Here is a 25,702-nt window from a genome sequence, read left to right as displayed (position 1 = left end):
CGACCAGAAAAATGGGGAAGACCATGGCACGTATCCTGATCGTCGATGATTCGCCGACTGAAATGTACAAACTCACCGGCATGCTCGAAAAGCACGGCCATGAAGTGCTCAAGGCCGAGAACGGCGCCGACGGCGTGGCCCTGGCCCGTCAGGAAAAACCTGACGCGGTACTGATGGATATTGTCATGCCCGGCCTCAACGGTTTTCAGGCGACCCGTCAGTTGACCAAGGATGCCGACACGGCGCACATCCCGGTGATCATCATCACCACCAAGGATCAGGAGACCGACAAGGTCTGGGGCACCCGCCAGGGCGCCAAGGATTACCTGACCAAACCGGTCGACGAAGACACCCTGATCAAGACCCTGAACAACGTCCTCAACGGCTGATCGCGCGATCATGAACGAATCGCTGACCGCGTTCGAACTGCTCTGGCAGATCGACCAGCGCTGCCGCCTGCTGGCAGCGGACCTGCCGTCGCAAGCGGCGCGCCCGGATCGCTGGAGCGGCATCGGCTTTCGCCTCGGCGAGCATTGGTATGTGGCGCCGATGGGCGAAGTCAGCGAAGTTTTGCATGAGCCGCGCTTCACCCAGTTGCCCGGGGTCAAGCCGTGGGTCAAGGGTGTGGCTAACCTGCGCGGGCGGCTGCTGCCGATCATGGACCTGTGCGGCTTCTTCGGCCATGAACTGTCGCCGCTGCGCAAACAACGGCGGGTATTGGTGGTGGAACATGAAGACGTGTTCGCCGGGGTAATGGTCGACGAAGTCATCGGCTTGCAGCATTTCGAACAGGGCAGTTTCGAGCCGCTGTCGATCAGCAAGCGCCAGGGCTCCAAGGCTGAATTCGTCAAAGGCTATTTCCGCCGTGAACAGAACTGGCGGGTGTTCAGCCTGTTCGCACTGGCCAGATCTCCGGTGTTCATGGGCGTGGCTCTATAGCAGGAACAACAGAACCCATGTGGACGCGGGCCATGTGGCGAGGGGATTTATCCCCGTTGGGTCGCGCAGCGGCCCCAAAAACTGCAATGCCTGACACCGTCAGCGCATGCGATATTTTTGCGACTGCTTCGCAGCCGAACGGGGATAAATCCCCTCGCCACAAGGCTCGCTCCCACAAGGGCCATGGCAGGTTTCATAGGCGAGGACCGATGACAAAAGCAAAAACAGGCAAGTCGGCAGAAGCATCGCGCAGTCGCGCACAGATCATTGTGCTGTTTATCGCACTGATCGTGTTCATCATGCTGCTGTTCGCCAACTTCGCGTACCTCAACACCCAGGCGAACTACGACAAGCAGTACATCGGCCATGCCGGTGAGCTGCGCGTGCTCTCGCAACGCATCGCCAAGAACGCCACCGAAGCGGCGGCGGGCAAGGCGGCCGCCTTCAAACTGCTCAGTGATGCGCGCAACGATTTTGCCCAGCGCTGGGGTTACCTGAAAAAGGGTGACCCGAACACCGGCCTGCCACCGGCACCCGTCGCCGTGCGCCCGGAAATGCGCGCGGTGCAGATGGACTGGGAACGCCTGCTGAAAAACACTGATGCGATCCTCACCAGCGAACAGACCGTGCTGTCGCTGCATCAGGTCGCCGCAACGCTGGCCGAAACCGTGCCGCAGTTGCAGATCGAATACGAAAAAGTTGTGGAAATCCTGCTCCAGCGCGGCGCTCCGGCGGCGCAGGTAGCGATGGCGCAACGGCAATCGTTGCTCGCCGAACGCATCCTCGGTGCCGTCAACACCGTGCTCGCCGGTGACGAAAACTCGCAGCAGGCCGCCGACGCCTTTGGCCGTGATGCCGCGCGTTTCGGTCTGGTGCTCAACGGCATGTTGCAGGGCAACCCGGCGCTGAAAATCAGCCAGGTCGAAGACCGCGACGCCCGTGCGCGTTTGAGCGAAATCTCCGAGCTGTTCCAGTTCGTTTCCGGCTCCGTGGATGAAATCCTCGAAACCTCGCCAGAGCTGTTCAAGGTGCGCGAATCGGCGAGCAACATCTTCACCCTGTCGCAAACCCTGCTCGACGAAGCCTCGCACTTGGCCACCGGATTCGAGCATCTGGCCGGCGGGCGCAACACCGACACCATTGGCGGCTATGTGCTGGGCTTGCTGGCGCTGGCCTCGATCATCCTCATCGGTCTGGTGATGGTGCGCGAAACCAATCGCCAATTGCGTGAAACCGCCGAGAAGAACGAGCGCAACCAGAACGCGATCATGCGCCTGCTCGACGAAATCGAAGACCTCGCCGATGGCGACCTCACCGTGACCGCTTCGGTGACCGAAGACTTCACCGGCACCATCGCCGACTCGATCAACTATTCCGTCGACCAATTGCGCGATCTGGTCGCCACCATCAACCTCACCGCCGGCCAGGTTGCCGCCGCTGTGCAGGAAACCCAGGCCACCGCCATGCATCTGGCCCAAGCGTCTGAGCAACAGGCCCAGCAGATTTCCGAAGCCTCGACAGCCATCAGCGACATGGCCGAGTCCATCGATCAGGTCTCGGCCAACGCTGCCGAATCGTCGGCGGTGGCCGAGCGTTCCGTGGAAATCGCCAACAAGGGCAACGAGGTGGTGCACAACACCATCCACGGCATGGACAACATCCGCGAACAGATTCAGGACACCGCCAAGCGCATCAAGCGCCTCGGCGAGTCGTCCCAGGAAATCGGCGACATCGTCAGCCTGATCGACGACATCGCCGACCAGACCAACATTCTCGCCCTCAACGCAGCGATCCAGGCATCGATGGCCGGGGACGCCGGGCGCGGGTTTGCCGTGGTCGCCGACGAAGTGCAACGGCTGGCCGAACGTTCGTCTGCCGCGACCCGGCAGATCGAAACCCTGGTGCGAGCGATTCAGGCCGACACCAACGAAGCGGTGATTTCCATGGAGCAGACCACCACCGAAGTGGTGCGCGGCGCGCGACTGGCGCAGGATGCCGGTGTGGCTCTGGAAGAAATCGAAGGCGTGTCCAAGACCCTCGCGGCGCTTATCCAGAGCATTTCCAACGCGGCGCAACAGCAGACGTCTTCGGCCGGGCAGATCTCGCTGACGATGAACGTGATCCAGCAGATCACCTCGCAGACTTCGTCGGGGTCCACGGCCACCGCCGAGAGCATCGGCAACCTGGCGAAAATGGCCAGTCAGTTGCGCCGTTCGGTGTCCGGTTTCACCTTGCCGGCGGCGACAGATAAAGCGTGAGTGGAGTGGTTATGGGTGATCGGCACGACTACGTGGCCCTGGAATGGGTCAAGGGCGAAATTGCCGAAACGCTGAAGCTGGCGCATCAGGCGATCGAAGCCGTGCTCGACGATCCGCAGGCCTTCCCCGGGCTGGACGAATGCCTGGCCTACATTCATCAGGTGCACGGCAGTCTGCAAATGGTCGAGTTCTACGGCGCAGCGTTACTCGCCGAAGAAATGGAGCACTTGGTCGAAGCCCTGCAACATGATCGTGTACCGCACCGCGACGAAGCCCTGCACCTGATGCTGCAAGCCTTGGGGCAACTGCCGCTTTACCTCGACCGCGTGCAGAGCGCCCGCCGCGACCTGCCGCTGGTGGTGTTGCCGCTGATCAACGATCTGCGTAGCGCCCGTGGTGAAAGCCTGCTGGCGGAAACCAGCCTGTTCAGCCCGCCACTGCCCGAGCTGGCGCCGCTCGGCGACGGGGTACTCGCCGCGCTGGAACCGCCCGATCTGCCGAACGTGCTGCGCAAACTGCGGCAGATGCTGCAAATGGCTCTGGTCGGGCTGCTGCGCGAACAGGACGACCAGACGCACCTCGGTTATCTGGCCAAGGTCTTTACCCGCCTTGAAGCGCTGAGCGGCGATGCGCCGTTGAGCCCGCTGTGGCAGATCGCCTCGGCGCTGGTCGAGGGCATGCGCGAGGGCGTCATCGCCAACAGTCCGGCGCTGCGCAGCCTGTTCAAGGACGCCGACCAAGAGCTCAAGCGCCTGCTCGAGCAGGGCATCGTCGGGCTCAATCAACCGGCGCCGGCCGAGCTGCTGAAAAGCCTGTTGTTCTATATTGCCAAAGCCGAACATCCCACCGGGCAGATGCTGACCATGAAAGATCACTACTCCCTGGACGACGCGTTGCCCGACAGCGCGATGGTCGATGAAGAACGCGCGCGCCTCGCCGGCCCCGACCGCGATGCCATGCGCTCGGTGCTGGCGGCGCTGTGCGAAGAGCTGGTGCGGGTCAAGGAGCGCCTCGATCTGTTCGTGCGCAGCGACCGCCAGCACGCTTCGGATCTGGACAGCCTGCTCGCACCGCTGCGGCAGATTGCCGACACCCTCGCGGTGCTGGGTTTCGGCCAGCCGCGCAAGGTCATCATCGACCAACTGGCAGTGGTGCTCGGCCTCGCTCAGGGCCAGCGCGAACCGAACGACGCGATCCTCATGGACGTCGCCGGGGCCTTGCTCTACGTCGAAGCGACGCTGGCCGGCATGGTCGGCACGGTGGAGACGCAAAGCGCCGAAGACGCGCGCCTGCCGACCACCGACCTGACGCAGATCCATCAGATCGTGATCAAGGAAGCGCGCATCTGCCTGCAACAGGCCAAGGACATGATCGTCGACTACATCGACGCCGATTGGGACCGCCAGCATCTGCAACCGCTGCCCGAACTGCTGACGCAGGTGCGCGGAGCGCTGGCGATGATTCCGCTGGCCCGTGCAGCGAGTCTGGTCGAGGCCTGTAACGGTTTCATTCGCGAGCATTTGATGCTCGATGCCCACGAACCGGGCTGGGAACAACTCGATCATCTGGCCGACGTGATCAGCAGCCTGGAGTATTACCTCGAACGCCTGAGCGACGACCCGCAGGCGCCCGCCGAGCATCTGCTCGATGTCGCGCAAAACAGCCTTGCCAGCCTCGGCTTCTTCGCCAACGAGCAGCCCGGCGAAGCGCAAGTGCCGGTGCTCGATGAGGTGCTCAGCCCCAGCGAAGCGCAGCTCATGCAGGATCTGCAAACCCTCGACGACCCTGACGTCGTGCAGTCGCTGGCCGAAGTGCTGGCCAGCCCGCTGTCCGCGCTCAACCCGCCGGCGCGCAACAGCCCCGACAGCCTGATGCCGCCGCCGGCCGATGAAGAACCGGTCGACGATGAACTGCGCGAAGTGTTCCTCGAAGAGACCGACGAAGTTCTCGCAGTCCTCCACGAATACCTGCCGCGCTGGACCGCCAATCCCCAGGACCGCGCCGCGCTGACCGAACTGCGCCGGGCCTTCCATACCTTGAAGGGCAGTGGGCGCATGGTCCGCGCGTTGGTTCTTGGCGAACTGGCCTGGGCGGTGGAAAACCTGCTCAACCGCGTGCTCGAACAAAGCGTCGAGCCCGGCGCAGTGCTGCGCCAGTTGCTCGGCGACACGCTGTTGCTGCTGCCCGAGCTGATCAACGAATTCGCCACCCAGCGCCAGCGCCAGCGCAGCGATGTCGATCAACTCGCCGCCCGCGCCCACGCGTTGGCCAAAGGCGATGAGCCGCTGGCTGCCGAAGATACCGACGACGTCGCCGCGCTCGATCCGCTGCTGCTGGAAATCTTCCGCAAAGAAGCCGAAACCCACCTCGCCAGCCTCAACCGTTTTCTCGATCAGGCCGCCGAACAGGTGCCGTTGCCGGCCAGCGACGAACTGCAACGGGCGCTGCACACGCTCAAGGGTAGTGCCTCGATGGCCGGCGTATTGCCGATGGCCGAACTGGCGGCTTCACTGGATCAACTGGCCCGCGAGTTCAAGGCGCATCAGTTGCCGCTGGATCTGGACGAGGTTGAATTGCTGCTCGAAGCCGAGGGCTTGTTCCGCGTCGGCCTGCGTCAGCTCAAACACGATCCGCTGGCGCCGATTGTCGGTGCGCAGTCGCTGATCAAGCGCACCGAGGCGCTGCTCGCCGAGCGCCTGCAAGCCAGCTCCGATGGCGCTGACAGCGGCCTGCGCCTCAAGCGCGATCCGCAACTGATCAACAACTTCCTCGCCCAGGGCATGGACATCCTCCTCGACGCCGAAAACCTCTTGCAGCGCTGGCAGCAGCACCCCGGCGAGCGCCAGGAACTCAGCGCTCTGCTCGATGAACTGACCACCCTCGGCGAAGGCGCGCACCTTGCCGATCTGCTGGCAGTCGATGGCCTCTGCGAAGCCTTGCTCGATCTGTATGGCGCGGTGGAAGAAAGCAGCCTGGCGGTCAGTGAGCGGTTTTTCTACGAGGCGCAACTGGCCCACGAAGCGCTGATCAACATGCTCGACGAGCTCGCTGCCGGCCAGGAAATCACCCCGCAACCGGAGCGGATTCGTGCCTTGCAGGAACTGCTCGACGAAGGCCTCGACCCGGCGGCGATGGGCCTGATCCGCAGCGACGGCAGTCGCACCCTGGATATTCGCGAACTGGGCAGCGCCACCGCCCAATTGCAGCAATCGGTTGCCGCCCTCGAGCCTGACGACGAGATCGTCGAAATCTTCCTCGAAGAGGCGGTGGACATTCTCGACAGCGCCGGGCAAGCCTTGCAGCGCTGGCGCAAGGATCCGGACAACGCCGCGCCGCTGTCGTCATTGCAGCGCGACTTGCACACGCTGAAGGGCGGCGCGCGCATGGCCGAAGTCGAGGCCGTCGGCGACCTTGCCCAGGAACTGGAAAACCTCTACGAAGGGCTGGTTGATCGGCGTTACAGCCACAGCACCGCGCTCGAAGGTCTGTTGCAGCACAGTCATGAGCGTTTGGCGCTGATGCTGGAGCAACTGCAAGCGCATCAAGCGCTGACCCCGGCGCAGGATTTGATCGACGCGATCCGTCAGTTGCGTCAGGGCCAGGCCGCCAGCGAATCATCCCCCGCAGCGGTGGAACACGACAACGCCGGGCATGATCCGGAACTGTTGGAAATCTTCCTCGAAGAAGGTTTCGACATCATCGAAAGCTCCGGCGCCGCGCTGTTGCGCTGGCAGGCCGAGCCGGGCAACCGGCAGGAAATCGAAACCCTGCTGCGCGATCTGCACACCCTCAAGGGCGGCGCGCGCATGGTCGAAATCGGCCCGATCGGCGACCTCGCCCACGAGCTGGAATTTCTCTACGAAAGTCTCTCTAGCGGTGCGCTGCAACCGTCCGCCGAACTGTTTGCGCTGGTGCAGCGCGGCCATGACCGATTGGCGCAAATGCTCGATGGTGTGCGCGCCGGGCAACCGTGCCCGCCGGCCGATCGGCTGATCAATGCGATCCAGAATTTCAGTCACCCGGTGCAGGTTGAAGCGCCGCCGGCGCCGGCTCCGGTAATCAAGCCTGAGGCAGCGCCACCCGCCGCCGATGCTGGCGCAGACATGGTCAAGGTCTCGTCCGAGCTGCTTGATGAACTGGTCAACCTGGCCGGGGAAACCTCGATCTTTCGTGGGCGAATCGAGCAGCAGGTCAACGATGCGCAGATTGCCCTCAACGAGATGGAAACCACCATCGAGCGCATGCGCGATCAGTTGCGCCGCCTCGACACCGAAACCCAGGGGCGCATTCTCAGCCGCCAGCAAGTCGATGGCGAACGCCTCGGTTATGAAGACTTCGATCCGCTGGAAATGGACCGCCATTCGCAGCTCCAGCAACTGTCGCGGGCGCTGTTCGAATCCGCCTCGGACCTGCTCGACCTCAAGGAAACCCTCGACCGCCGCAACCACGACGCGGAAAACCTGTTGCAGCAACAGGGGCGGATCAACACCGAGTTGCAGGAAGGCCTGATGCGTACGCGCATGGTGCCGTTCGAACGCATGGTGCCGCGTCTGAAACGCATCGTTCGTCAGGTCGCCGAAGAGCTGGGCAAGGATGTCGCATTCGTCGTCGGCAACGCTGATGGCGAGATGGATCGCAACGTGCTGGAGCGCATGGCCGCGCCGCTGGAACACATGCTGCGCAATGCCGTCGACCATGGCCTGGAATCCACCGAGGTGCGGCTGGCGGCGGGTAAACCGGCGCAAGGGCAGATCACCCTCGATCTGTCGCGCGAGGGCGGCGACATGGTTTTCGACATCCGCGACGACGGCGCCGGTGTGCCGCTGGAAGCCGTGCGGCGCAAGGCGATCAAGCGCGGTCTGCTGGCGCCCGATGCCGAGATCAGCGACCGCGATGTGTTGCAGTTTATTCTCCAGCCGGGTTTCTCCACGGCGGAAAAGATCACCCAGATTTCCGGGCGTGGCGTCGGCATGGACGTGGTCCACGAAGAAGTGCGCCAACTCGGCGGCAGCATGAGCATCGATTCGGTACCGGGGCAGGGCGTGCATTTCCGCATTCGCCTGCCGTTCACCGTGTCGGTCAACCGCGCGCTGATGGTGCAGTGCGCTGAGGATCAGTACGCGATCCCGCTGAACACCATCGAAGGCATCGTGCGCGTGTTGCCGAATGATCTGGAAGGGCACTTCCGTCAGGATCCGCCGAGTTATCAATACGGCGGCCAGCGTTATGAGCTGTGTTATATCGGCGAGCTGTTGAAGACTGCGCCACGGCCAAAACTGCTCGGGCAGAACCTGCCGTTGCCGGTGCTGCTGGTGCATTGCAACGACCGCCATGTTGCGGTGCTGGTCGACGCCATGGCCGGCACCCGCGAGATCGTGGTCAAGAGCCTCGGCCCGCAGTTCGCGGCGGTGCAGGGCGTGTCGGGGGCGACGATTCTCGGCGATGGCCGGGTGGTGCTGATTCTGGATCTGCTCGCACCGATCCGTGCGATGCAGGCGCGCCTGGCACAGGAACCGACGCCCACGGAGATCGACAGCGAACCGCACAAGCCGCTGCTGATCATGGTCGTCGATGACTCGGTAACAGTGCGCAAGGTCACCAGCCGTTTGCTCGAACGTCACGGCATGAACGTGCTGACCGCCAAGGACGGTGTCGATGCGATGCTGCTGCTCGAAGAGCACATGCCCGATCTGATGCTGCTCGACATCGAAATGCCGCGCATGGACGGCTTCGAAGTCGCCACCCAGGTGCGCGCCGACGAACGCCTGTGCCACTTGCCGATCATCATGATCACCTCGCGCACCGGGCAGAAACACCGCGACCGCGCCATGGCCATCGGCGTCAACGACTACCTCGGCAAGCCGTATCAGGAATCGGTGTTGCTGGAGAGCATTGCCCAGTGGAGCAAGAAACATGCATGAGCACCGGCACAACCCGCGCACCAGCCAGCTCACCGGGCTGCTGCTGCCGCTGGCCGATCGCAACCTGATCCTGCCCAATGTCGCCATCGCCGAGCTGATCGACTACCAGGCCAGCGCCTTCGACCTCGACACGCCGCCGTGGTACCTGGGCCGGGTAACGTGGCGCGAGCGGCAGATTCCGCTGATCAGTTTCGAATCGGCCTGCGGGCAGAAAATCGTCATCGGCGAACGGGCGCGGATCGTCATTCTGAATGCCTTGGGCGGCTTGCCCGAGCTGAGATTCATCGCCCTGTTGGTGCAGGGGATTCCTCGGTCGTACAAGCTCGACAGTCAGTTGAGTTATGTCGATGTGCCGTTGTGCGCGCTGGAGCAGGCGGCGGTGCAGGTGGGCGAGCAGGTGGCGAAGGTGCCGGATCTTTTGGAGCTGGAGCGGTTGTTGGTGGAGGCTGGCCTAGTAGGCTGATCCGAATGTTCTGGTGTACCGACTGGCCTCATCGCTGGCAAGCCAGCTCCCACAGGGTTTTGTGTGGTACACAAAATTCCAATACAACTCGGACACTGTGGGAGCTGGCTTGCCAGCGATGGGGCCAACTGCATCACCACATTCCTGCAGGCGCATCCCAGATTTCTGCCATGTCTTAAACACTGCCTGCTGCAGCTGTTTAAAGACACCCGGTGTTACGCCGCACCAGCCTACAAATCCTTGCGCCGCTGCCTACGCCTGCGCCAGAATCCGCCGGCTTGTGCGCCCAGGGCTTGCTGCGTAACTTGGATCGGGTCACTGATTCCCAGTGATCGGGTTTAGCAGCCCGTGGTAAATCTGAGGTTGCACGAGCACCGTCAGCCAGGCTTCACGTCTGCACTTGATGGCGGCTGTGCGCAGGGCGCTTCGGCGCGCCGGCTTCCTTAGGTTCCCCGGTCTGCTAACCTGCGTTCAGCTGCCACCCCTTCTTTTAGCAGAGATGCGGTTGCGGCTTTATCCGGAACCTGAAGATGAAAAAACCATCGCCCAATCCGCCGACCAAAGACCCGGCATCGCCCTACCAATCCCCCGACTCAAAGAAATTTCACGACGCCGCCGAGCGCGCCCTCGACCATTACCTCGGCCCGCCCAGCCCCGACTTCATGGCCCCGCCGTACACCCCCAACACGCTGTACATGGCCAACCCCGAAGCCGACACCGAATCCTTGCTGGCCGACGCCTGCGAAACCCTGGGTTCGGCAACGGTGATGCTGCACAACCACGCCGCTTCCGTGGAAGGTTCGCAGCGCAAGACCCTGCAGGGCATCGCGCAGATTGTCATGGTGGCGGAGATGGCGGTGAATCGGGTGCTGGACAAAATGGTGCCAACCGACTGAGCGAATGCGCTGAGGCGACTGGCCTCTTCGCGAGCAGGCTCGCTCCCACAATTGGAATGCGTCCAAACTGTGGGAGCGAGCCTGCTCGCGAAAGCGATCGTGACCATTACTCTCAGCGTAATGATTCACCACCCAGCTTGATTGATGCCCTCACCACACACGCCTAACTTGGCTCCACGACAGCGAACCCGTGGAGTGAGCATGACAACAACAATTTCCCCCGACTCGCGCTGGACGCGGCGGCGTGACGAGAAGCAGCGCCGGCTCGACAAGGTGCGCGGGCTCGCCGATGGCGTGGTGTTGCCCAGCGACAAGATCGTCGCCGCGCTCGAAGCGCTGATCCATCCCGGCGACCGTGTGGTACTGGAGGGCAACAACCAGAAGCAGGCGGATTTCCTTTCGCGTTCACTGGCCAAAGCCGACCCGGCCAAGCTCCACGATCTGCACATGATCATGCCCAGCGTCGGCCGCTCCGAGCACCTTGATCTGTTCGAACGCGGCATCGCCCGCAAGCTCGATTTCTCCTTCGCCGGCACCCAGAGCCTGCGCATCAGCCAGTTGCTCGAAGATGGCTTGCTCGAAGTCGGCGCCATTCACACGTACATCGAACTCTACGCCCGCCTAGTTGTGGACCTGATCCCCAACGTCGTGCTCTCGGCCGGCTTCATGGCCGACCGCGCCGGCAACATCTACACCGGCCCGAGCACCGAAGACACCCCCGCACTGATCGAACCGGCGGCGTTCAGCGATGGCATCGTCATCGTTCAGGTCAACCAATTGGTCGATGACGTCAGCGAACTGCCCCGCGTAGACATTCCCGCTTCATGGGTCGATTTCGTTGTGGTTGCCGACAAGCCGTTCTACATCGAACCGCTGTTCACCCGCGACCCACGGCACATCAAGCCTGTGCACGTGCTGATGGCGATGATGGCGATTCGCGGGATCTACGAAAAACACAACGTGCAGTCGCTCAACCATGGCATCGGTTTCAACACCGCCGCCATCGAACTGATCCTGCCGACCTACGGCGAATCCCTCGGGCTGAAGGGCAAGATCTGCCGCAACTGGACGCTCAATCCGCACCCGACGCTGATCCCGGCGATCGAAAGCGGCTGGGTCGAGAGCGTGCATTGCTTCGGTACCGAACTGGGCATGGAAAACTACATCGCCGCTCGGCCGGATGTGTTCTTCACCGGCCGCGACGGCTCGCTGCGCTCCAACCGCATGGTCTGCCAACTCGCCGGGCAATACGCGGTGGACCTGTTCATCGGCGCGACGCTGCAAGTCGACGGCGACGGCCATTCCTCGACCGTCACCCGAGGCCGTCTCGCCGGTTTCGGTGGTGCGCCGAACATGGGTCACGACCCGCGCGGCCGCCGTCACGGCACCCCGGCGTGGCTGGACATGCGCCACGCCGATGGGCCGCAACCGATGCTCGAACGTGGCAAGAAACTCGTGGTGCAAATGGTCGAGACCTTCCAGGAGGGCGGCAAACCGACCTTCGTTGAAACCCTCGACGCGGTGGAAGTGGCGAAGAAAAGCGGCATGCCGCTGGCGCCGATCATGATCTACGGCGACGACGTCACCCACCTGCTCACCGAAGAAGGCATCGCCTACCTGTACAAGGCGCGCTCGCTGGAAGAACGCCAGGCGATGATCGCAGCGGTCGCCGGGGTTACTGCCATCGGCCTGCGGCACAACCCGAAAGACACCGAACGCATGCGCCGCGAAGGCCTGATCGCCTTGCCCGAAGACCTCGGCATCCGCCGCACTGACGCCACGCGCGAATTGCTCGCGGCGAAAAGCGTCGCCGATCTGGTCGAGTGGTCCGGCGGCCTGTACAACCCGCCCGCCAAATTCAGGAGCTGGTAATGCACGCATTCAACCTGCAAGCGAAACCGCTGTCCCTGGCTGACCGCTTGGCCGATCTGGCGGTGGACGCGCTGATCGACGAAGCGGATCTGTCGCCGAAACCGGCGCTGGTCGACCGTCGCGGCAATGGCGCGCACACCGATCTGCACCTGGGCCTGATGCACGCGTCGGCGCTGGCATTGTGGCCGGCATTCAAGGAAATGGCCGAGGCCGCACTGGAGATCGGTGAAGTCGGTGTGCCGTTGCGTGAAGCGATCGGCCGCATTGGCCGCGAGGGCGAACAAGCGATGCTCGTGACCACCAATGGCGTCAACACCCATCGCGGCGCGATCTGGGCGTTGGGACTGTTGGCGACGGCCGCCGCGCTGCAACCGAAATCCATCGCCCTGTGCGCCGCACGCCTGGCACTGCTCGACGACCGCTACGCACCGACACCGCTCAGCCACGGCGCACAAGTCGCCCAGCGTTACGGCGCACGCGGTGCTCGCGAGGAAGCGCAACTGGGCTTCCCGTCCGTGCTGCAACGCGGCCTGCCGCAACTGCACAAAAGCCGCGCCAATGGCCACGGCGAACAGAACGCCCGGCTCGATGCGTTGCTGGCGATCATGACCGAGCTGGCTGACACCTGCGTGCTTTACCGCGCCGGGGAACCGGGCCTGCACGCCATGCAGGCCGGCGCGCAAGCGGTGCTTGATGCCGGCGGCAGCGCCAGCCTCAGCGGTCGTCGGCGCCTGCACGAACTGGATCAACAACTCATCGCATTGAATGCCTCGCCCGGTGGCGCCGCCGACCTGCTCGCCGCCACGCTGCTGCTTGATCGTATCGAGCACGACGGCATCTCTCATGGAGCGTTTTGATGGAAAACCTATCGTTTGAATTCCCCGCCGGGCAGCCGCCACGCGGGCGTGCGCTGGTCGGTTGTGTCGGCTCGGGTGATCTGGAAGTGCTGATCGAACCGGGTCTGGCCGGCAAACTGACGATCAACGTGCAGACCTCGGTCAACGGCGCGCAGCAGCGCTGGCAACACCTGTTTGCGCGGATGTTCGACGGCACCACGCCACCGGCGATGGCCATCGACATCCATGATTTCGGCGCGACGCCGGGGGTGGTGCGCTTGCGTCTGGAACAGGGTTTCGAGGAGATCGGCCATGACTGACAGCGCAGCGTTGCTCAACAAACACAGCTTCGTCGAACTTGGCGCACGGCAGCGGGCGCAAGCCTTGCTCGACGCCGGGACCTTTCGCGAACTGCTCGATCCGTTTCAACGGGTCATGTCGCCATGGCTTGAGCGCCAAGGTGTGGTGCCGCAAGCCGACGACGGCGTGATCATCGCCAAGGGCAGCCTCGACGGTTTGCCGGTGGTCATCGCGGCGATTGAAGGTGCGTTTCAGGGCGGCAGCCTTGGCGAAGTCGGCGGGGCGAAGATTGCCGGCGCGCTGGAATTGGCTGCCGAAGACAACCGCAACGGTATCCCCACCCGCGCGGTGTTGCTGCTGGAAACCGGTGGCGTGCGCTTGCAGGAGGCCAATCTGGGGCTGGCGGCGATTGCCGATATCCATGCGGCGATTGTCGATTTGCAGCAATACCAACCGGTGGTCGGCGTGGTCGCCGGCAGCGTTGGGTGTTTCGGCGGCATGTCGATTGCTGCTGCGCTGTGCAGTTATTTGCTGGTGACCCAGGAAGCACGTCTCGGCCTGAACGGCCCGCAGGTGATCGAGCAGGAAGCCGGGATCGAGGAATACGACTCCCGCGACCGGCCCTTCATCTGGAGCCTGACCGGCGGCGAACAGCGTTTCAACACCGGACTGGTGGACCGTTATGTCGGCGATGACGTGGCGCAGATTCGTCAGCAGGTTGGCGAATTGCTCCAGCAAGGCCTGCCGGCACAGCCGCGCAGTCAACGCGCCGAGTGGTTCCTGCAACGCCTCCGCAAGCTGAACACTGACCAGCAAATCGAACCGTCGGTGGTTCGCGATCTGTATCAAGGAGAGCGCTCATGAGCGGTTATTCATTGCGCGGTTTGCACTGGTTCAATGCGCTCAGCGCTGGCGCCAGTGTCGTCGAAGGGTTGCCGCCGTCGTTGAAAGTCGCCGACGCTGAGCTCGGCCGCTTTATCGCCGTGGTCGCCGACCCGGACAATCGTTTCCCCCGCGCCCGCAATGGCGAGGTCGGTCTGCTCGAAGGCTGGGGGCTGGCCAAGGCTGTGGATGACGCGATCAGCGCCGACCGCGACAACGCGAAGAAGCGCCCGATCATTGCCATCGTCGATGTGCCGAGCCAGGCGTATGGCCGCCGCGAAGAAGCCCTCGGCATTCATCAGGCGCTGGCCGGCGCGGCGGACAGTTATGCCCGTGCGCGTCTGGCCGGGCATCCGGTGATTGCGCTGCTGGTGGGCAAGGCCATGTCGGGTGCATTTCTCGCCCACGGTTATCAGGCCAATCGCCTGATCGCGCTGCGTGATCCCGGCGTGATGGTCCACGCGATGGGCAAAGCCTCGGCGGCGCGGGTCACCTTGCGCAGTGTCGAGGAACTGGAAGCGCTGGCCTCCAGCGTGCCACCGATGGCCTATGACATCGACAGCTACGCCAGCCTCGGTCTGCTCTGGGAAACCCTCTCGGTGCAGCAGATTGAACAGCCGACAGAGGAAGATCTGACGCGCGTGACTGAGTGCCTGAAGCAAGCGATCAGCGATGTGACCAGCACTGATTTGAAAGGGCGCCTTGGTGCGAGCAATCGTGCCGCCTCCAGCAAAGTCCGCGAATTGCTGAGGGCGCAGTGGTGAACCTGCCCCTGGCCCACGATCTGCTCTGGGGCATGACCCCGGCGCAGTTGCCGGCGGATGCGCCGCAGTGGGCGGTCGCGGCGCTGGCGGCCGGGCAACCGGTGGTGGTGCGCCGGGCGTTGAGTGCTGACGGTTTTGTCGCGGTCGGCGTGCGCGGTGTGTTGCGTGAACAACGGCTGGCGGCATTTATGGCGCTGGATTCGATTGCCTGTCGGGTCAGTCCCGAAGCCCTTTGTCAGGTTGAGTGCGAGCGAGATCTGCCGGTGATGCAGGCGCTCAAACAACTGCGGCCGATACTCGATGACTGCGGTTGGGTCTGGGGTGTCTGCGGCAGTGTCGGGTTTGAATTGGCCAGTGGTTTTGCAGCGATGCATGCGGCCAGTGATCTCGATCTGATTCTGCGTGCGCCGCAGATGATCACTCGCAATCAGGCATGCAAACTCGTGGAGCTTTTCGATCAGGCTGTGTGCCGGGTCGACATGCAATTGCAAACGCCGTTCGGTGCTGTGGCCTTGCGGGAATGGACCAGCGGTTCGTCCCGGGTGCTGCTGAAAAATGCTTATCAGGCTTGTCTGGTGACGGATCCGTGGAACCCGCAGGAGCAGGCAGCGTGAGCAGTCTGCTGGTGTTTCCCGGCCAGGGCGCGCAGCAAGCGGGCATGCTCCAGCGTTTGCCAAGGGAAACGCTGGTCGAGGCCAGTGATGTGCTGGGCGAAGATGTTGCGCTGCTGGATTCAGCCGAGGCATTGCGCACGACCAGAGCGGTGCAACTGTGCCTACTGATCGCCGGTGTCGCTGCTTCGCGGCAGTTATTGCAGGATGGACTGACTGCGGATTACGTCGCCGGCCTGTCCATCGGCGCCTACCCGGCAGCAGTGGTGGCGGGAGTCTTGAGTTTCAGCGATGCGCTGCATCTGGTCAGCCTGCGCGGTGAGCTGATGCAACAGGCTTATCCACAGGGCTATGGCATGACCGCGATCATCGGCTTGCAGTTGTCCACCGTCGAAACCCTGCTGGCGCAAGTGCACAGCGAAGATGCGCCGGTGTATCTGGCCAATATCAACGCGGATAACCAAGTGGTCGTCGCCGGCAGCGACAAGGCCATGCAAGCGGTGGCCGAACTGGCGCGCAGTCGCGGCGCCGGAGTGGCGAAGCGGCTGGCGGTGAGCGTGCCGTCGCATTGCCCGTTGCTGGAAAAACCGGCGCAGACGCTTGCCGAGGCCTTCGCCAAGGTTGAACTGAGGAGCCCGAAAATCGCTTATCTGAGCGGCAGTCGCGCAAGGCCTGTTGCCAAAGTCGAAGCGCTGCGCGATGACCTCGCTTTCAACATGTGCCGCGTGGTGGACTGGCGCGGCACCGTGCAAAGCGCCTACGAGCGCGGCGTACGTCTACAGATCGAACTGCCGCCCGGTGCGGTGCTGACCGGGCTGGCGCGCCGGGTGTTCGAGCAGGGCACCGTCACTGCCTTCGACAGTGCCCGCCTCGATACCCTGCAAGCGCTGTTGCGCGAGGAGGGTGGCCGCCAACTCTAAAACCGCCGCGACTCAAGCTTCGAACAACAAAAACAACATTCGACGATGCACTTTGAGGACTACAACAATGATTATTTACGGTGTGGCGTTTCTCGCCTTTTGCACGCTGGTCGGTATCTGGGTCGGTGAACTGCTCGGCAAGCTGATCGGCGTGCCGGCCAACGTCGGCGGTGTCGGCATTGCGATGCTGCTGTTGATCGGCCTGGGCAGCTATCTCTACAAGAGCGGCTGGCTCAAGGGCAAGACCGAGCAGGGCGTGGAGTTCTGGAGCGCGATCTACATCCCCATCGTGGTCGCCATGGCCGCGCAGCAGAATGTCTACGGTGCGCTGAAGGGCGGGCCGATGGCGATTCTCGCCGGCACCCTCGCCGTAGTGATCGCCTTTGCTCTGGTGCCGGTGCTGACGCGCATGGGCAACAAGCAAGAGACGCCGATTGCTCCTGCCAAGACTGCGGGGTAATCGCCATGTACGAATCAATGATGAAAGTGATCACCGGCTACGGTCTGATCAGCGGCTTTTTGATTGTCGGCCTGACCATGTGGGTGTCCTACTGGATGTCCAACACCTTCACCAAGGGCCGTCTGCACGGTTCGGCGATCGCCATTCTGCTCGGGCTGGTGCTGTCGTATATCGGCGGCGCACTCACCGGTGGGCAAAAAGGCGTGGTGGATATTCCCCTGCTGTCCGGCATCGGCCTGCTCGGCGGTGCGATGCTGCGGGATTTCGCGATTGTGGCGACGGCGTTTGGCGTCAGTGTCGATGAACTCAAACGCGCCGGACTCGTCGGTGTGCTGGCGCTGTTTGTCGGCGTTGGCACCTCGTTCGTCGCCGGGGTCGGCGTGGCGATGGCGTTCGGCTACACCGATGCGGTGAGCCTGACCACCATTGGCGCCGGTGCCGTGACTTACATCGTCGGCCCAGTGACCGGCGCGGCGATCGGCGCCAGTTCCGAAGTGATGGCGCTGTCGATTGCGGCGGGGCTGATCAAGGCGATTCTGGTGATGGTGATGACGCCGTTCGTGGCGCCGATGATCGGCCTGAACAATCCGCGCAGCGCGGTGATTTTCGGTGGCTTGATGGGCACCTCCAGCGGCGTTGCCGGAGGCTTGGCGGCCACCGATCCGAAGCTGGTGCCGTACGGTTGCCTGACGGCGGCGTTCTACACCGCGCTCGGGTGTCTGCTCGGGCCTTCGCTGTTGTTTCTGGCGATGCGCGGGTTGATGGGCTGACGCTTTCGCGAGCAGGCTCGCTCCCACAGTTGGAATGCATTTTCCTGTGGGAGCGAGCCTGCTCGCGAAGGGGGCGACTCGGTATCAAGCCTGGCGATTGGCATACATCCGACACTCCGCCAGCAACGCCAGCAGATTCGGATCACGCTCCTTGGCCTTCAGAAACACCACGCCAATGTGCTGCTGCAAGCGGTACTTCTCCTGCAACGGGATGAGCTTCACCCGGTTCTCGTACACCGCCGCAATCCGCCCCGGCAGCAACGCATAACCCACCCCCGAGCTGACCATGCTCAGCAGGGTGAAGATGTCATTGACCTGCATCGCCACCTTCGGCTCGAACCCCGCTTGCTTGAACACCCGCACACCGTCCTGATGCGTGGCGAAGCCCTGGGTCAGGGTGATGAAGGTTTCATCACGCACTTCCGCCAGATCGACTTCACTGCGCTGAGCGAATTTTGAATCGGCCGGGGTGGCGAGGAAGATGTCGTCGGAGAACAGCGCAATCTGTTCGCAATCGGGGTCGTTGATGCTGTCGTCCAGTGACACCAGAATCGCGTCGACTTCCATGTTTTTCAGCTTGTAGAGCAGGTCGATGTTCGAGCCGAGGATCAGGTCGATGTTGAGTTCGCTGCGGCGGATTTTCAGGCCCATGATCAGCTGCGGCACGGTTTTCACCGTCAGCGAATACAGCGAGCCGAGCTTGAAGCGCTCGGCGGAAAATCCGGCGGCTTCGCGGGTCAGGCGCACGCTGTCGACGACGTCGTTGATCAGCTTCTGCGCACGTTCTTCCAGCACATAAGCGCTTTCCAGCGGCGTCAGATTTCGGCCTTCGTGTTTGAACAGCGGGCAGCGCAGGGCGTTTTCCAAAGAGTGAATGGCGCGGTGCACGCTGACGTTGCTGGTCTGCAGTTCAGCGGCGGCGCGGGCGAGGTTGCCGGTGCGCATGAAGGCGAGGAACACCTCGAGTTTTTTCAGGGTCAATTCTTCGTCGATCAGCATGGCGCGGACTCTTTTTGGAATGCGCCGATTGTGCCCAATTCCCGCGTGCCGCGCAGGCGAGGTTGAACAGAAACATTGCGCTTTTACGCTCAAGGCCCGAGCCTTGCGCGCTGCGGTAACGAATGTGAGGTGAGCAATACATGTATCACGGGGAAAAACTCAACGCCTGGACCCATCTGGTCGGAGCCATCGCCGCGTTTATCGGCGGCGTATGGATGCTGGTGATTGCCAGCCTTGACGGCAGCCCTTGGAAGATCGTCAGCGTGGCGATCTACGCCTTCACCTTGCTGGTGCTCTACAGCGCCTCGACCGTGTACCACAGCGTGCGCGGGCGCAAGAAAGCGATCATGAAGAAGGTCGATCATTTCTCGATCTACCTGCTGATCGCCGGCAGCTACACGCCGTTCTGCCTGGTGACGTTACGCGGGCCGTGGGGCTGGACGCTGTTCGGGATTGTCTGGGGGCTGGCGCTGATCGGCATTCTGCAAGAGATCAAACCACGCTCAGAGGCACGGATTCTGTCGATCGTGATTTACGCGGTGATGGGCTGGATCGTGCTGGTCGCAGTCAAACCGCTGATTGCCGCACTGGGCACGGCCGGGTTTGCCTGGCTGGCGTCGGGCGGGGTGTTGTATACGGTGGGGATTATTTTTTTTGCGCTGGATCACCGCCTGCGGCATGCCCATGGCATCTGGCATCTGTTCGTGATTGCCGGGAGCTTGCTGCATTTTGTGGCGATTCTGTTTTACGTGTTGTAGACCGAGGTGCGGCTAATCGCTGGCAAGCCAGCTCCCACAGGGTTCAGTGGTGTTCACAAATGTTGTGGCCAACAAAGCACCTGTGGGAGCTGGCTTGCCAGCGATGGCGTCCTAGAAATCACCCCAAAGTTGCTGGGCTACCGCCAGCGCCACCACCGGCGCAGTCTCGGTGCGCAACACGCGCGGGCCGAGGCGGGCGGCGTGGAAGCCATTGCCTTTGGCCTGCTCGACTTCGCCGTCCGTCAGGCCACCTTCCGGTCCGATCAGGAACGCCAGCGTCGCCGGTCTGGCATGACTCACCAGCGGTTCTGCGACCGGGTGCAGCACCAGTTTCAATTCGGCTTCGGTCTGCTTGAGCCAGTCCGCCAGCAACACTGGTGGATGAATCACCGGCACCCGTGAACGCCCGCACTGTTCGCAGGCACTGATCGCCACTTGGCGCCAGTGCAGCAAGCGCTTGTCGGCGCGTTCGTCCTTGAGGCGCACTTCGCAGCGTTCGCTGAAGATCGGGGTGATTTGCGTGACGCCCAATTCAGTGGCTTTCTGAATCGCCCAGTCCATGCGCTCGCCTCGGGACAGGCCCTGGCCGAGGTGGATCTGCAGCGGCGATTCGATTTGCCCGGCGAATTGCTCGTCGATTTGTACGACCACGCGTTTCTTGCCGACGTCCACCAAGGACCCGCGAAATTCATGGCCGGAACCGTCGAACAACTGCACCGCATCGCCTTCGGCCATGCGCAACACGCGGCTGATGTAATGCGCCTGGGCTTCCGGCAGTTCGTGTTCGCCAGTGCTCAGCGGGGCGTCGATAAAGAAGCGGGACAGTCTCATTTCGGGTCTCTGGAAAGATATGAATCAGTTGGATCGGTGTCGACTTCATTCGCGAGCAGGCTCGCTCCCACACTTGAAATGCATTCCCCTGTGGGAGCGAGCCTGCTCGCGAAAGCGGCAGTCCAGCCACCGCAAATCTCAAGCAAGGCGAATCAGCCCGGGTCGCGGAATCCCGGATGGAAGTCTTTCGGCACCGCAACACTGACGCTGTCACGCGTCGCAATATCAATACCTTCACTGGCCACTTCGGCCAGGAAGTCGATCTGCTCCGGGGTGATCACATACGGCGGCAGGAAATACACCACGCTGCCCAGCGGGCGCAACAACGCACCACGTTCCAGCGCATGCTGGAAAACTTTCAAGCCACGACGCTCCTGCCAAGGGTAGGCCTCTTTCGTGGCTTTATCCTTGACCATTTCGATCGCCAGGACCATGCCGGTCTGGCGCACTTCCGACACGTTAGGGTGATCGACCAGATGCGCCGTCGCCGAGGCCATGCGCTGAGCGAGCGCCTGGTTGTTCTCGATGACGTTGTCCTGCTCAAAGATATCCAGAGTCGCCAGTGCCGCAGCGCAGGCCAGCGGGTTGCCGGTGTAGCTGTGCGAGTGGAGGAAGGCGCGCAGGGTCGGGTAGTCGTCGTAGAAGGCGCTGTAGACCTCGTCGGTGGTCAGGCACGCCGCCAGCGGCAGGTAGCCGCCGGTGAGGGCTTTCGACAGGCAGAGGAAGTCCGGGCGGATGCCGGCCTGTTCGCAGGCGAACATCGTTCCGGTACGACCGAAACCAACGGCGATTTCGTCGTGGATCAGGTGCACGCCGTAACGGTCGCAGGCCTCGCGCAACAGCTTGAGGTACACCGGGTGATACATGCGCATGCCGCCGGCGCCCTGAATCAGCGGCTCGACGATCACTGCCGCGACGCTGTCATGATTTTCCGCCAGCGTCTGTTCCATGGCGGCGAACATGTTGCGCGAGTGTTCTTCCCAGCTCATGCCTTGCGGGCGCAGATAGCAATCCGGGCTCGGCACTTTGATGGTGTCCATCAACAGGGCTTTGTAGGTCTCGGTGAACAGCGGCACATCGCCGACCGCCATCGCCGCCATGGTTTCGCCGTGGTAGCTGTTGGTCAGGGTGACGAAGCGCTTTTTGTTTGGCTGGCCGCGATTGAGCCAGTAGTGAAAACTCATCTTCAGCGCGACTTCGATGCACGACGAGCCGTTATCGGCGTAGAACACCCGGTTCAAGCCTTGCGGCGTCATCTTCACCAGGCGCTCGGACAGCTCGATCACTGGCTGATGGCTGAAACCGGCAAGGATCACGTGTTCGAGTTGATCGACCTGATCCTTGATGCGCTGGTTGATGCGCGGGTTGGCGTGGCCGAACACGTTGACCCACCAGGAACTGACTGCGTCGAGGTAGCGCTTGCCTTCGAAGTCTTCGAGCCAGACGCCTTCGCCGCGCTTGATCGGGATCAGCGGCAGCTGTTCGTGGTCTTTCATCTGGGTGCAGGGATGCCACAGCACCGCAAGATCGCGTTGCATCCACTGGTTATTCAGGCCCATTTACAGTCTCCTCGAGGCGGCTCGCGTCTGGCGCGGGCGAACAATCGCGCAAGCCTATGCAATGCATCGCGCGGGAACAACCCATTGTGTCGATTGAGCTACTTTGTCTGAGCCGATAGACGTCGCTGGCGGCGTTTTGATGGCTAACGTATTCTTCGCGGTTCTTTGAGTCGTCTGACTCGCAAAACTGCTTTTCCCACATGTTTTTCCGGAGTTCGCTGAATGTCTGTCGGTTGGCTGCGCGCCTGTGCGCTGGTGATGTTGGGGCTGTTCAGCGTTACGGCGCTGGCCAAGGATAAAACCGCAATCGTGATCGGCGGCGGCCTGTCGGGTCTGACCGCTGCTTACGAACTGCAGAACAAAGGCTGGCAGGTCACCCTGCTGGAAGCCAAACCGAGCCTGGGCGGCCGCTCGGGCATGGCCACCAGCGAGTGGATCGGCAACGACAAGACTCAGCCGGTGCTGAACAAGTACGTCTCGACCTTCAAGCTCGGCACCACGCCGGCGCCGGAATTCGTCCGTACCCCGGGCTATCTGATCGACGGCGATTATTTCTCCGCCGCTGATCTGGCCACCAAGCAGCCAGCCACCGCCGAAGCGCTCAAGCGCTACCAGAAAACCCTCGACGATCTGGCGCGCTCGATCGACGACCCGCAGAACCCGGCAGCGACCGCCACCCTGCATGCACTGGACCAGATCACCGTATCGAGCTGGCTCGACAAGCAGAACCTGCCGGCCACTGCACGTCAGCTGATCAACCAGGACATTCGCACCCACTACGACGAGCCTTCGCGTCTGTCGCTGCTGTATTTCGCTCAGCAGAACCGCGTTTATCGCGGCGTTTCCGACCGCGACCTGCGCGCCTCGCGTCTGGTCGGCGGCAGCCAGGTTCTGGCCCAGGCCTTCGTCAAACAGATCAAGACCATCAAGACCAGCTCGCCGGTCTCGGCCATCATCCAGGACAAGGACGGTGTGACCGTCAAAGTCGGCAGCGTCGGCTATCAGGCCGACTACGTTGTGCTGGCGGTACCGCTGCGCGCGCTGAACAAGATCGCCCTGACCCCTGCGCTGGATGCCCAGCACCTCGCCGCGATCAAAGGCACCAACTACGGTTGGCGCGACCAGATCATGCTGAAGTTCAAGACGCCCGTGTGGGAAAGCAAATCGCGCATGTCCGGCGAGATCTACAGCAACGCAGGTTTAGGCATGCTCTGGATCGAGCCGGCGCTGAAGGGCGGCGCCAATGTGGTGATCAACCTGTCCGGCGATAACGCCCGTGTGATGCAGGCGTTCGGCGACAAGCAGATGGTCGATCAGGTGCTGATCCGCCTGCACGCGTTTTATCCACAGGCCCGTGGCTCGTTCACCGGGTATGAAATCCGTCGCTACAGCACCGACCCGTCGATGGGCGGCGCCTACCTGGCTTACGGCCCGGGGCAGATCAGCAAGTTCTGGCGCCTGTGGGAACGTCCGCTGCAACGCGTAGCGTTCGCCGGCGAACACACCGACACCTTGTACCCGGGCACCTTGGAAGGCGCACTGCGCACCGGCCAGCGCGCGGCTAGCCAGGTTGAAGATCTGGCGGCAGGCAAGTCGTTCGAACCGGCCAAAGTGGTTCCGGCTGCAGCTGCAGCAGGCGCGGCGGGTGCGGTAGCGGCGAAGAAGGGCAACTTCTTCAGCAACCTGTTCGGCGGTTCGGATGACGAGAAGAAGCCAGAGCCTGCGAAAGCGCCAGAGCCAGCACCTGCTCCGGCCGCTCCAGCGCCTGCACCGACCCCGGCACCTGCGCCAGCGCCGGTGGAAGCACCGAAACCAGCGGCCCCGGTGAAAGCCGAGCCGGCGAAAAAAGCGGCGGCCAAGCCAGCGGCGAAGAAACCGGCGGCAAAAACCGACACGAAAAAGCCGGCGGCCAAACCGGCGGCGAAAAAGGCTGAACCGGCGAAGAAGCCAGCGGCAAAGCCTGCTGCAACGACCGAGACCAAGGCGCAGTAAGGCTTTGCGGTGAACGAAGAAGCGCGGCGTATATGCCGCGCTTTTTTTTGCCTGCAAAATCGCTATCGCGAGCAGGCTCATTCCCACCTTTGACCGAGTACTGTCAGTAGGAATGCGATTACCTGTGGGAGCGAGCCTGCTCGCGAAGGGGCCAACTCAGACACCCAAATTCCATTGCCTGGCGACAACAATCCGCCACTCTTTCGCCTTTAATCTTTTCTTAACTCGTCACTTCCAGACTCTTGATCGTATTTCTCGATATTTCAAAGCAAAATTTTCGGCTTTTATTCGATAGATAACTCGCTAGTCTTGGTTCGCAGTTCTCACAGGATTTGGGCAATGCAGCTACGTAACTCTTCTTCGCGCTATGGTTGGATCAGCATCTTCATGCACTGGGGCGTGGCGCTGGCGGTCTTCGGGCTGTTTGCGCTGGGTCTGTGGATGGTTGGGCTGGATTACTACAGCACTTGGCGCAAAGACGCGCCGGATCTGCACAAGAGCATCGGTCTGGTGCTGCTCGGTGTGATGGTGTTGCGGGTGCTGTGGCGCTTCATCAGCCCACCGCCGCCAACGCTGCAAAGCTACAGCCGCATGACCCGTATCGGCGCTAAATTCGGCCACGGGTTTCTGTATCTGGCGCTGTTCGCTGTGATGATTGCCGGTTACCTGATTTCCACCGCAGACGGTGTCGGGATCCCGGTGTTTGGCCTGTTTGAAGTCCCTGCTCTGCTCTCCGGACTACCGGATCAGGCAGATACCGCTGGGGTGATTCATCTGTGGCTGGCGTGGGCACTGGTAATTTTTTCCGGTCTCCATGCGTTGGCAGCATTGAAGCACCACTTTATCGATCGTGATGCGACCCTCACTCGAATGCTCGGTCGCAAAGCCTGAAATTCAACCTCGACTCAAAGGAAAAGAAAGCATGTTGAAAAAGACTCTGGCCGCTCTGGCAATCGGTTCTGCCGTGCTGTCCGCCAACGTAATGGCTGCTGACTATGTGGTAGACAAGGAAGGCCAGCACGCCTTCGTCGACTTCAAGATCAGCCACCTGGGCTACAGCTACATCACCGGTACCTTCAAGGACATCGACGGCAAGTTCAGCTTCGACGCTGCCAAGCCTGAAGACAGCAAGATCGAGTTCAACGTCAACACTGCCAGCGTGTTCACCAACCACGCCGAGCGCGACAAGCACATCGCCAGCGCTGATTTCCTCAACGCCAGCAAGTTCGGCAAGGCTACTTTCGTATCCACCAGCGTCAAGTCCACCGGTGCCAACACCGCTGACGTGACCGGCGACCTGACCCTGCTGGGCGTAACCAAGCCGGTTGTCGTCAAGGCCACCTTCCTGGGCGAAGGCAAGGATCCATGGGGCGGCTACCGTGCCGGCTTCGAAGGCACCACCACCATCAAGCGTTCCGATTTCGGCAAGCAGAAAGACCTCGGTCCGAAGTCCGATGCGGTCGAGCTGTATGTTTCGTTCGAAGGTGTGAAAGCGAAATAAATTTCGCCGCCACATGAAAACGCCCCCGGTCGCAAGGCCGGGGGCGTTTTTTATTGCTGTAACACGCTATTCCGTGTGGGAGCGAGCCTGCTCGCGAAAGCGGTGTGTCAATCGGCATAGATGCAACTGATCCGACGCCTTCGCGAGCAGGCTCGCTCCCACAGGGGTAT

Annotated in this window: 22 protein-coding genes; 19 read left to right on the top strand and 3 right to left on the bottom strand. The window is 62.3% G+C overall.

Features of this window, described 5'->3' with window-relative positions; genetic code table 11:
• Positions 1-23 precede the first annotated feature (23 nt).
• The 15 genes from pilH to madM all read left to right on the top strand — a co-directional run bounded on the left by pilH (position 24) and on the right by madM (position 17,892).
• Complete coding sequence (gene pilH / locus KVG87_RS04845) at positions 24-389, top strand: twitching motility response regulator PilH (protein WP_016772744.1); 366 nt, start codon at positions 24-26, stop codon at positions 387-389.
• 10 nt (positions 390-399) lie between these two features.
• Positions 400-939, top strand: a complete 540-nt coding sequence (locus KVG87_RS04840; RefSeq protein WP_016772745.1) for a chemotaxis protein CheW — start codon at positions 400-402, stop codon at positions 937-939.
• 209 nt (positions 940-1,148) lie between these two features.
• Positions 1,149-3,197, top strand: a complete 2,049-nt coding sequence (locus tag KVG87_RS04835) for a methyl-accepting chemotaxis protein (protein WP_016772746.1) — start codon at positions 1,149-1,151, stop codon at positions 3,195-3,197.
• 11 nt (positions 3,198-3,208) lie between these two features.
• Positions 3,209-9,118 (top strand): Hpt domain-containing protein, encoded by a 5,910-nt coding sequence (locus KVG87_RS04830; RefSeq protein WP_217849578.1) that lies wholly within the window; start codon positions 3,209-3,211, stop codon positions 9,116-9,118.
• The gene (locus tag KVG87_RS04825; protein WP_217849576.1) at positions 9,111-9,581 is read left to right on the top strand and encodes a chemotaxis protein CheW; all 471 of its coding nucleotides are present in this window, start codon (positions 9,111-9,113) and stop codon (positions 9,579-9,581) included. The genes KVG87_RS04830 and KVG87_RS04825 overlap by 8 nt, the downstream gene beginning before the upstream one ends.
• 530 nt (positions 9,582-10,111) lie before the next feature.
• Complete coding sequence (locus KVG87_RS04820) at positions 10,112-10,477, top strand: DUF6124 family protein (protein WP_217849574.1); 366 nt, start codon at positions 10,112-10,114, stop codon at positions 10,475-10,477.
• 201 nt (positions 10,478-10,678) lie between these two features.
• Complete coding sequence (gene mdcA, locus KVG87_RS04815; protein ID WP_217849572.1) at positions 10,679-12,349, top strand: malonate decarboxylase subunit alpha; 1,671 nt, start codon at positions 10,679-10,681, stop codon at positions 12,347-12,349.
• The gene (locus KVG87_RS04810) at positions 12,349-13,206 is read left to right on the top strand and encodes a triphosphoribosyl-dephospho-CoA synthase (RefSeq protein WP_217849569.1); all 858 of its coding nucleotides are present in this window, start codon (positions 12,349-12,351) and stop codon (positions 13,204-13,206) included. Before mdcA ends, KVG87_RS04810 begins: the two co-directional genes overlap by 1 nt.
• Complete coding sequence (locus tag KVG87_RS04805) at positions 13,206-13,505, top strand: malonate decarboxylase subunit delta (RefSeq protein ID WP_039757560.1); 300 nt, start codon at positions 13,206-13,208, stop codon at positions 13,503-13,505. Before KVG87_RS04810 ends, KVG87_RS04805 begins: the two co-directional genes overlap by 1 nt.
• Positions 13,498-14,349 carry a biotin-independent malonate decarboxylase subunit beta gene (locus KVG87_RS04800; protein ID WP_217849567.1) on the top strand — a complete coding sequence of 284 codons (852 nt, stop codon included), beginning with the start codon at positions 13,498-13,500 and terminating at the stop codon, positions 14,347-14,349. The genes KVG87_RS04805 and KVG87_RS04800 overlap by 8 nt, the downstream gene beginning before the upstream one ends.
• On the top strand, positions 14,346-15,131 hold the full coding sequence (gene mdcE, locus KVG87_RS04795) for a biotin-independent malonate decarboxylase subunit gamma (protein WP_076564425.1): 786 nt from the start codon (positions 14,346-14,348) through the stop codon (positions 15,129-15,131). Before KVG87_RS04800 ends, mdcE begins: the two co-directional genes overlap by 4 nt.
• The gene (locus KVG87_RS04790) at positions 15,125-15,745 is read left to right on the top strand and encodes a malonate decarboxylase holo-ACP synthase (RefSeq protein WP_217849565.1); all 621 of its coding nucleotides are present in this window, start codon (positions 15,125-15,127) and stop codon (positions 15,743-15,745) included. The genes mdcE and KVG87_RS04790 overlap by 7 nt, the downstream gene beginning before the upstream one ends.
• Positions 15,742-16,662, top strand: a complete 921-nt coding sequence (gene mdcH, locus KVG87_RS04785; RefSeq protein ID WP_217849563.1) for a malonate decarboxylase subunit epsilon — start codon at positions 15,742-15,744, stop codon at positions 16,660-16,662. The genes KVG87_RS04790 and mdcH overlap by 4 nt, the downstream gene beginning before the upstream one ends.
• Before the next feature lie 67 nt (positions 16,663-16,729).
• The gene (gene madL / locus KVG87_RS04780; RefSeq protein WP_016772756.1) at positions 16,730-17,122 is read left to right on the top strand and encodes a malonate transporter subunit MadL; all 393 of its coding nucleotides are present in this window, start codon (positions 16,730-16,732) and stop codon (positions 17,120-17,122) included.
• A 5-nt stretch (positions 17,123-17,127) separates the two neighbouring features.
• Positions 17,128-17,892, top strand: coding sequence for a malonate transporter subunit MadM (gene madM / locus KVG87_RS04775; RefSeq protein ID WP_024014642.1), 765 nt, complete (start codon positions 17,128-17,130; stop codon positions 17,890-17,892).
• A gap of 84 nt (positions 17,893-17,976) precedes the next feature.
• On the opposite strand, the gene KVG87_RS04770 is transcribed toward madM, so the two are convergent.
• Positions 17,977-18,891, bottom strand: a complete 915-nt coding sequence (locus KVG87_RS04770) for a LysR family transcriptional regulator (RefSeq protein ID WP_122506124.1) — start codon at positions 18,889-18,891, stop codon at positions 17,977-17,979.
• Between the two features lie 140 nt (positions 18,892-19,031).
• Between KVG87_RS04770 and trhA the strand changes: the two genes are divergently transcribed.
• Positions 19,032-19,649, top strand: coding sequence for a PAQR family membrane homeostasis protein TrhA (gene trhA / locus KVG87_RS04765; RefSeq protein ID WP_039757573.1), 618 nt, complete (start codon positions 19,032-19,034; stop codon positions 19,647-19,649).
• Between the two features lie 111 nt (positions 19,650-19,760).
• Here trhA and KVG87_RS04760 read toward each other — a convergent pair whose 3' ends face one another.
• The gene (locus KVG87_RS04760) at positions 19,761-20,480 is read right to left on the bottom strand and encodes a 16S rRNA (uracil(1498)-N(3))-methyltransferase (RefSeq protein WP_217849561.1); all 720 of its coding nucleotides are present in this window, start codon (positions 20,478-20,480) and stop codon (positions 19,761-19,763) included.
• A gap of 152 nt (positions 20,481-20,632) precedes the next feature.
• Complete coding sequence (locus KVG87_RS04755) at positions 20,633-22,039, bottom strand: adenosylmethionine--8-amino-7-oxononanoate transaminase (protein WP_122751151.1); 1,407 nt, start codon at positions 22,037-22,039, stop codon at positions 20,633-20,635.
• Positions 22,040-22,261: 222 nt separating this feature from the next.
• Here KVG87_RS04755 and KVG87_RS04750 point away from each other — a divergent pair, with 222 nt between their 5' ends.
• The 3 genes from KVG87_RS04750 to KVG87_RS04740 all read left to right on the top strand — a co-directional run bounded on the left by KVG87_RS04750 (position 22,262) and on the right by KVG87_RS04740 (position 25,532).
• Positions 22,262-24,031 (top strand): flavin monoamine oxidase family protein, encoded by a 1,770-nt coding sequence (locus KVG87_RS04750; protein ID WP_217849559.1) that lies wholly within the window; start codon positions 22,262-22,264, stop codon positions 24,029-24,031.
• Between the two features lie 339 nt (positions 24,032-24,370).
• A complete protein-coding gene (locus KVG87_RS04745; RefSeq protein ID WP_217849557.1) occupies positions 24,371-24,922 on the top strand; it encodes a cytochrome b in 552 nt (183 codons plus the stop codon).
• A gap of 31 nt (positions 24,923-24,953) precedes the next feature.
• Entirely contained in the window at positions 24,954-25,532 is a 579-nt protein-coding gene (locus KVG87_RS04740; RefSeq protein WP_039757580.1) for a YceI family protein, read from the top strand.
• The last annotated feature ends 170 nt before the right edge of the window (positions 25,533-25,702 follow it).

It is taken from the genome of Pseudomonas siliginis (assembly GCF_019145195.1).
Lineage (GTDB): Bacteria > Pseudomonadota > Gammaproteobacteria > Pseudomonadales > Pseudomonadaceae > Aquipseudomonas > Aquipseudomonas siliginis.
This window is presented reverse-complemented; position numbering and strand designations above follow the sequence as displayed.